Genomic DNA, 5,586 nt, shown 5'->3' with positions numbered 1-5,586 from the left:
ACTTCCTGATTTGGCAAAATCCGTCGACTTCACCCGCCCGAGCTTTCCCATGAAGCAGATGACCTTCGCCGACGCTGAGTACGCCGGCAAGCGCAAGCAGACCCGCAAGGAGCTGTTCCTGATCGAGATGGAACAGGTGGTGCCGTGGCAGGGCCTGATCGCCCTGATCGAACCGCACTACCCGAAGGGCGAAGGCGGTCGGCCAGCGTATCCGCTGATGACCATGCTGCGCGTGCACCTGCTGCAGAACTGGTTTGGCTACAGCGATCCGGCGATGGAGGAAGCGCTGTACGAGACGACCATCCTGCGCCAGTTCGCCGGGCTGAGCCTGGAGCGCATCCCCGACGAAACCACCATCCTCAACTTCCGCCGCCTGCTGGAGCGGCATGAGCTGGCGGCCGGGATTCTGGCGGTGATCAACGGTTACCTGGGCGACCGCGGTCTGTCGCTGCGCCAGGGCACCGTTGTCGACGCCACGCTGATCAATGCGCCGAGCTCGACCAAGAACAAGGACGGCAAGCGCGATCCCGAGATGCACCAGACCAAGAAGGGCAACCAGTACTACTTCGGCATGAAGGCGCACATCGGCGCCGACAGCGAATCCGGCCTGGTACACAGCGTGGTGGGCACGGCGGCCAACGTGGCCGATGTCACCCAGGTGGGCAAGCTGCTGCACGGCGAGGAGAACCTGGTCAGCGGCGATGCCGGCTATACCGGCGTCGAGAAGCGTGCCGAGCATGCGGGCCGCCCGGTCATCTGGCAGATCGCGGCGCGGCGCAGCACTTACAAGCAACTGAGCAAGCGCAGCCCGCTGTACAAGGCCAAGCGCAAGATCGAGAAGGCCAAGGCGCAGGTACGCGCCAAGGTCGAACACCCGTTCCGGGTGATCAAGCGCCAGTTCGGGTACACCAAGGTACGCTTCCGTGGTCTGGCCAAGAACACCGCGCAACTGGTTACGCTGTTTGCCCTGTCGAATCTGTGGATGGCGCGGCGACATTTACTCGCGAATACAGGAGAGGTACGCCTGTAACACGGCGAATAGCCGCTACGGGGTGCGCGTAGCGGCTAGAAACCCTACATAAGACGTCGATCTGAGCGTTTTTTGATCGATGTACCACTTCAAAAAACAGCGAGGTCTGAAGTTGGCCGGAAATGCGGAGCTACTTCAGACCATCCCTAAAGCTCCGCTCGTTGGAGGAAATCGAGACGAAAGGGCTGGTGCGCTACCTTGTTCAAGCGCTGGCTGCCGCCAGGGCCTGAACCCACCCCTTCCGACCACGTTTCACCCGGGTCGTCGATGTAGGGCTGCCGCACAGTCTCCGCCATTCGTCGTGCTATGCGCTGGAAAGTGCCCGAGGCACACTGGCCGGCAGCCTTTTCCCATCCGTTGTTTATTGGAGTACGCATGAAATCCGCACCCAAGGTCACTGCCGTCCGCTTCACCAGTGCCGCTTACAAGGGATCGCTGATGGCCTTCCTGGGCGTGCTGTTCCTGCTCAATTCCCTGGCGCTGCTGGTCGGGGTGATGAGTTCGCTGGTGCCGGTGGTCATCCAGGGCGCGCTGCTGTGGCTGATCGTCGGCAATCACCGCAAGGTGCGGCTGTTCGTGCAGATCTGGTGCGCCGTGCTGGTGGTGTCCGGGCTGTACGGGGTGGTGTCCCGGCTGCTGGCCGCCGAGGTCAACGTCATCGCCATGGGCAAGGAGTTCCTGGTGGGTGTGTTTGCCGCCTACTTCCTGATTTATGCGAGCAAGTACATCGAAGACGTCACGCAGTAACGCGCTGCCCAGGAGAGGAAGGCATGAAAACGGATTTTCCAATCGCTGCGGCAACCGCCCAGGACGCGCCGGAAGTCGCCGTGATGGTTGGCGAGCTGCTGGCGGAAATCATGAGCGCCATCGGCGAACAGGCCTTCAACTTCAATCTGGCGGACACCACGTCCCGGCTGGTGGCGTTTCTGGATCAGCAGAAGTACTTCGTGTTCGTCGCCCGCGATGACGGTGGCAGGCCCGCCGGATTCCTGGCCCTGTACGAAGGCCATGCCCTGTATGCGGAGGGCGCGTTCGGCACCATCGCCGAGCTGTATGTGCGTCCGGATGCGCGCGGCCATGCGCTGGGGCTGCGCCTGGTGAGCGAGGCGAAAGCCCTGGGTGTCGCGCGGGGCTGGACGCGTCTGGAGGTCACCACGCCGCCGCTGCCGCAGTTCGAAAGAACCCTGGCGTTCTACCAGCGCGAGGGGTTTTCCATCAGTGGCGGGCGCAAGCTGAAGATCGCCCTGTGATCAGATCCCGTGCGGCAGCTGCTGTCGGTGTCGGGCGGCCGAGGGTCGCAGGCATCCAGGTTCTGTCGTTGATGAAAACGCTCTAGACTCGCTGCGTTCCCACCCCAACCGAGGATTCGTCCCATGCGCCATTGATGCCGCCGTCGACAGGACGGCCGTTTTCGCCGCCCCCGCTCTTGGCATCTCTGGAGGTCGCATGACCAATCCATCTCTAACGCTGGAAGGCGTTACCCACGTTCTGCCGGACGGCAGAACGCTCTTCTCCGATCTTTGCGAACAGTTCGACGCGCGCCCGACGGGGCTGGTCGGGCGCAACGGCACGGGCAAGACCGTGCTGGCGCGTATCCTGGCCGGCGAGTTGCAGCCCACCGCCGGACGCTGTGTGTGTTCCGGTCGCGTGCATTATCTGGCTCAGCAGGTGGCGCCACCGGATTCCACTGTGGCCGATCTGGCCGGCATGCGGGAAACACTGGAGGCCCTGGCGCGCATCGAGGCGGGCAGTTGCGCGCCCGAGGACTTCGAGGCGGTGGGCGAGCGCTGGGACGTTCGCCAGCGACTGCAGCATGAGCTGGAGCGCAATGGCCTCGGCCATCTGGACGCTGCGACGCCTGCCGCCGCGCTCAGCGGCGGCGAGGCCATGCGGGTCGCGCTGATCGGCGCGCTGCTCTCGGAGGCGGACTTCCTGATCCTCGACGAGCCCAGCAACCACCTGGATCGGCCGAACCGGCGGGCGCTGATCGAGCAGCTGCAGCGCTGGCCAAGCGGTTTGCTGGTGATCAGTCACGACCGGGAACTGCTGAACGCCATGCAGCGCATCGTGGAGCTCTCCGCGCTGGGCCTGCGCAGCTATGGCGGCAATTACGACTTCTACGCCCAGGCTAAGGCCCGGGAGCGCCAGAGCGCCATCGAAAACCTGGAGCTGGCCAAGACGCAGCGCCGCCGTGAGGAACAGGCCCTGCGCGAACAGCGCGAACGCCAGGAACGCCGTCAGGCCCGTGGCAACCGCCAGGGCAGGGAGGCCAACCAGGCGAAGATCCTGCTGGATCGGCAGAAGGAGCGCAGCGAAAGCTCGGCGGGCAAGCTGCGTCAGCAGCAGGCGGCCGCCCGCGAACAACTCGCCCAGCGCGTGCGCGAGGCCGCGCGGCAGGTGGAGGACGAGGTGGCGATCGTGGTGCATGCCGTGCCGGTGACCCAGGCGGCGCAACGGCGGGTAGCGGTGCTGGAGGAGGTGACGCTGCCGTTCGTTGCGGCCGCCACCCGTGACATCAGCCTGACGATCACCGGACAGCAGCGGATTGGCGTGGTGGGGCCCAACGGCTGCGGCAAGTCCACCCTGCTCAGGGTGCTCGCCGGGCAGCTCGCACCCCGGGCGGGAAGCTGCACGGTCGTGGCACAGCGGGTCTACCTCGATCAGCGTCTGGCCACCCTCGACCCGCAGCGCTCGGTACTCGATCAGCTGCGTTCAGCCAGCCACTCGGCCAGCGAAGGCGATCTGCGCATGTGGCTGGCGCAGCTTGGCCTGGATGCGCAGCGGGTGACTCCGCCCAGCGGGGCGCTCAGCGGCGGGGAGCGCCTGAAGGCGGCGCTGGCTTGCGTGCTGTATGCCGAACCGCCGGCGCAACTGCTGCTGCTCGATGAGCCGAGCAACCATCTGGACCTGACCTCGACGCAGGCGCTGGAGGCCATGCTGCGCGGCTACGCCGGTGCGCTGCTGGTCGTCTCCCACGATGAGGTTTTCCTGGAGGGGCTGGCGTTGACCCATCGCCTGGAAGCCAGCGAGCTGGGCTGGGTGCTGGGGTGCTGGTGAGGCGAAGCCGCGTCGCTGTCACATTCGTCCGCCCTGGTTTGTCTTGTGGGTGTACCCACCCAGGAGGTTCCCATGAAGACACTGCTGAGAATCGACGCGAGCATCCGGCTGACCGGCTCGCATACGCGCGAACTGACGAACCATTTCGAGGCAGCCTGGCTGCGCGCCAATCCCGGGGGGCGCGTCGTGCGGCGCTGCCTGGCGAACGACGCGGTGGAGCATCTCTCCCAGCCGAGCTTCGACGTGATAGCGCCCGAGTCGGCTGCGCTGATCGAGGAGCTGACGCTCGCCGACCACATCCTGATCGGCAGCCCGCTCTACAACTTCGGCGTTCCCTCGGCGCTGAAAGCCTATTTCGATCATGTCGTGCGCGCCGGCCAGACGTTCGCGGTCGAACAGGGCCAGCATCGAGGCCTGCTGGGCGACAAGCGCGCAACGCTGATCACCGCGCGGGGTGGCAATCGCTCGCCTGGCGTCAGCGACGATTTTCAGCAGGGCCACCTCAGGCAGCTGTTGGCCTTCATCGGTATCACCCAGGTGGATGTGGTGAGCGTGGAGGGCACCGGCGCCGACGCGCGCGACCGGCGGGCTGCCATGGACCGCGCCCGGCAGGCCATCGATCGCCTGCTCGAGCCTCCCGTGTGGCTGGGGACGTTCAGCGCCCGGGACCGGGATGAAATCGAGCAGCTGCGCAGCGGCCAGGCGAACGCCATCATGGCCGGGGATGCCGAAGCCTATGCAGCGCTGTGCAGCGAGGATATCCAGCTGCTGATACCGACGCGGGAGCTGGTCGCCGGAAAGGAGCGATTTCTGGAAGCGCAGCAAGCGCTCCTCCGCAGTGCCAGGTTCAGCAACTTTCGCAAGACGCCGGTGCGGGTGGAGCGCAGTGGCGACCTGGCCGTCGAGGTCGGGCGGCAGCAGGTGCAGATGGAGACGCAGGGGCCGGCGCAGGGGATCTTCGCTGCCCATCAGAAGTACACGCATGTCTTTCGCCATACGCCTGACGGCTGGCGTTTTGCGGTGCTGATGTCCAACCCGAGCGAGTGACCGACATGCCCGATGAACGTACACGGTTGTTCGAGCAGCATCGCAAGGTGATCGAGGGGCTGGCCTACCGGATGCTGGGCAGCCTCGCCGAAGCGCGGGATGCGGTTCAGGAAACCTACCTCAAGTGGCACGACGTCGATGTATCGGCGCTGGAGAACCCCCGCGCGTGGTTGATAACCGTGTGCAGCAGGATCTCGCTGAATCAGTTGAAGTCGGCACGCAGGCAACGGGAAACCTATATCGGCGAGTGGCTTCCGGAGCCGTTGCCCGATGAGACGGACCACGAAGGTGGCAATCCGGCCGTTCAGGCAGAGCTCAATGACACGGTGTCCTTCGCCTTGCTGTTGGCGCTGGAGAAGCTCTCGCCGCTGGAGCGCGCGGCGTTCCTGCTGCACGACATCTTCGAACTGGGCTTCGATGAAATCGCCGGCATCCTCGGAAAGTCCGCCGCG

The 5,586-nt window shown here is 65.3% G+C and carries 6 protein-coding genes; all 6 read left to right on the top strand.

Translation table 11 applies throughout. The annotated features are described in order from the left end of the window. Positions 1-49 precede the first annotated feature (49 nt). The gene (locus VL129_RS06555; protein WP_325411297.1) at positions 50-1,030 is read left to right on the top strand and encodes an IS5 family transposase; all 981 of its coding nucleotides are present in this window, start codon (positions 50-52) and stop codon (positions 1,028-1,030) included. Between the two features lie 375 nt (positions 1,031-1,405). Next, positions 1,406-1,777: a hypothetical protein gene (locus VL129_RS06550; RefSeq protein WP_325411295.1), complete on the top strand. Its 372-nt coding sequence runs from the start codon at positions 1,406-1,408 to the stop codon at positions 1,775-1,777. A 23-nt stretch (positions 1,778-1,800) separates the two neighbouring features. Continuing rightward, a complete protein-coding gene (locus VL129_RS06545) occupies positions 1,801-2,280 on the top strand; it encodes a GNAT family N-acetyltransferase (protein ID WP_325411293.1) in 480 nt (159 codons plus the stop codon). Positions 2,281-2,476: 196 nt separating this feature from the next. Continuing rightward, the gene (locus tag VL129_RS06540; protein WP_325411291.1) at positions 2,477-4,087 is read left to right on the top strand and encodes an ABC-F family ATP-binding cassette domain-containing protein; all 1,611 of its coding nucleotides are present in this window, start codon (positions 2,477-2,479) and stop codon (positions 4,085-4,087) included. Between the two features lie 72 nt (positions 4,088-4,159). Continuing rightward, complete coding sequence (locus VL129_RS06535; protein WP_325411289.1) at positions 4,160-5,134, top strand: NAD(P)H-dependent oxidoreductase; 975 nt, start codon at positions 4,160-4,162, stop codon at positions 5,132-5,134. 5 nt (positions 5,135-5,139) lie between these two features. Further along, a partial coding sequence (locus VL129_RS06530; RefSeq protein WP_325411287.1) for a sigma-70 family RNA polymerase sigma factor occupies positions 5,140-5,586 on the top strand: 447 nt, incomplete at its 3' end.

It is taken from the genome of Pseudomonas sp., from assembly GCF_035497915.1.
GTDB lineage: Bacteria > Pseudomonadota > Gammaproteobacteria > Pseudomonadales > Pseudomonadaceae > Serpens.
The sequence above is the reverse complement of the archived record's forward strand: the minus strand, read 5'-3'. Positions and strand labels throughout refer to the sequence as shown.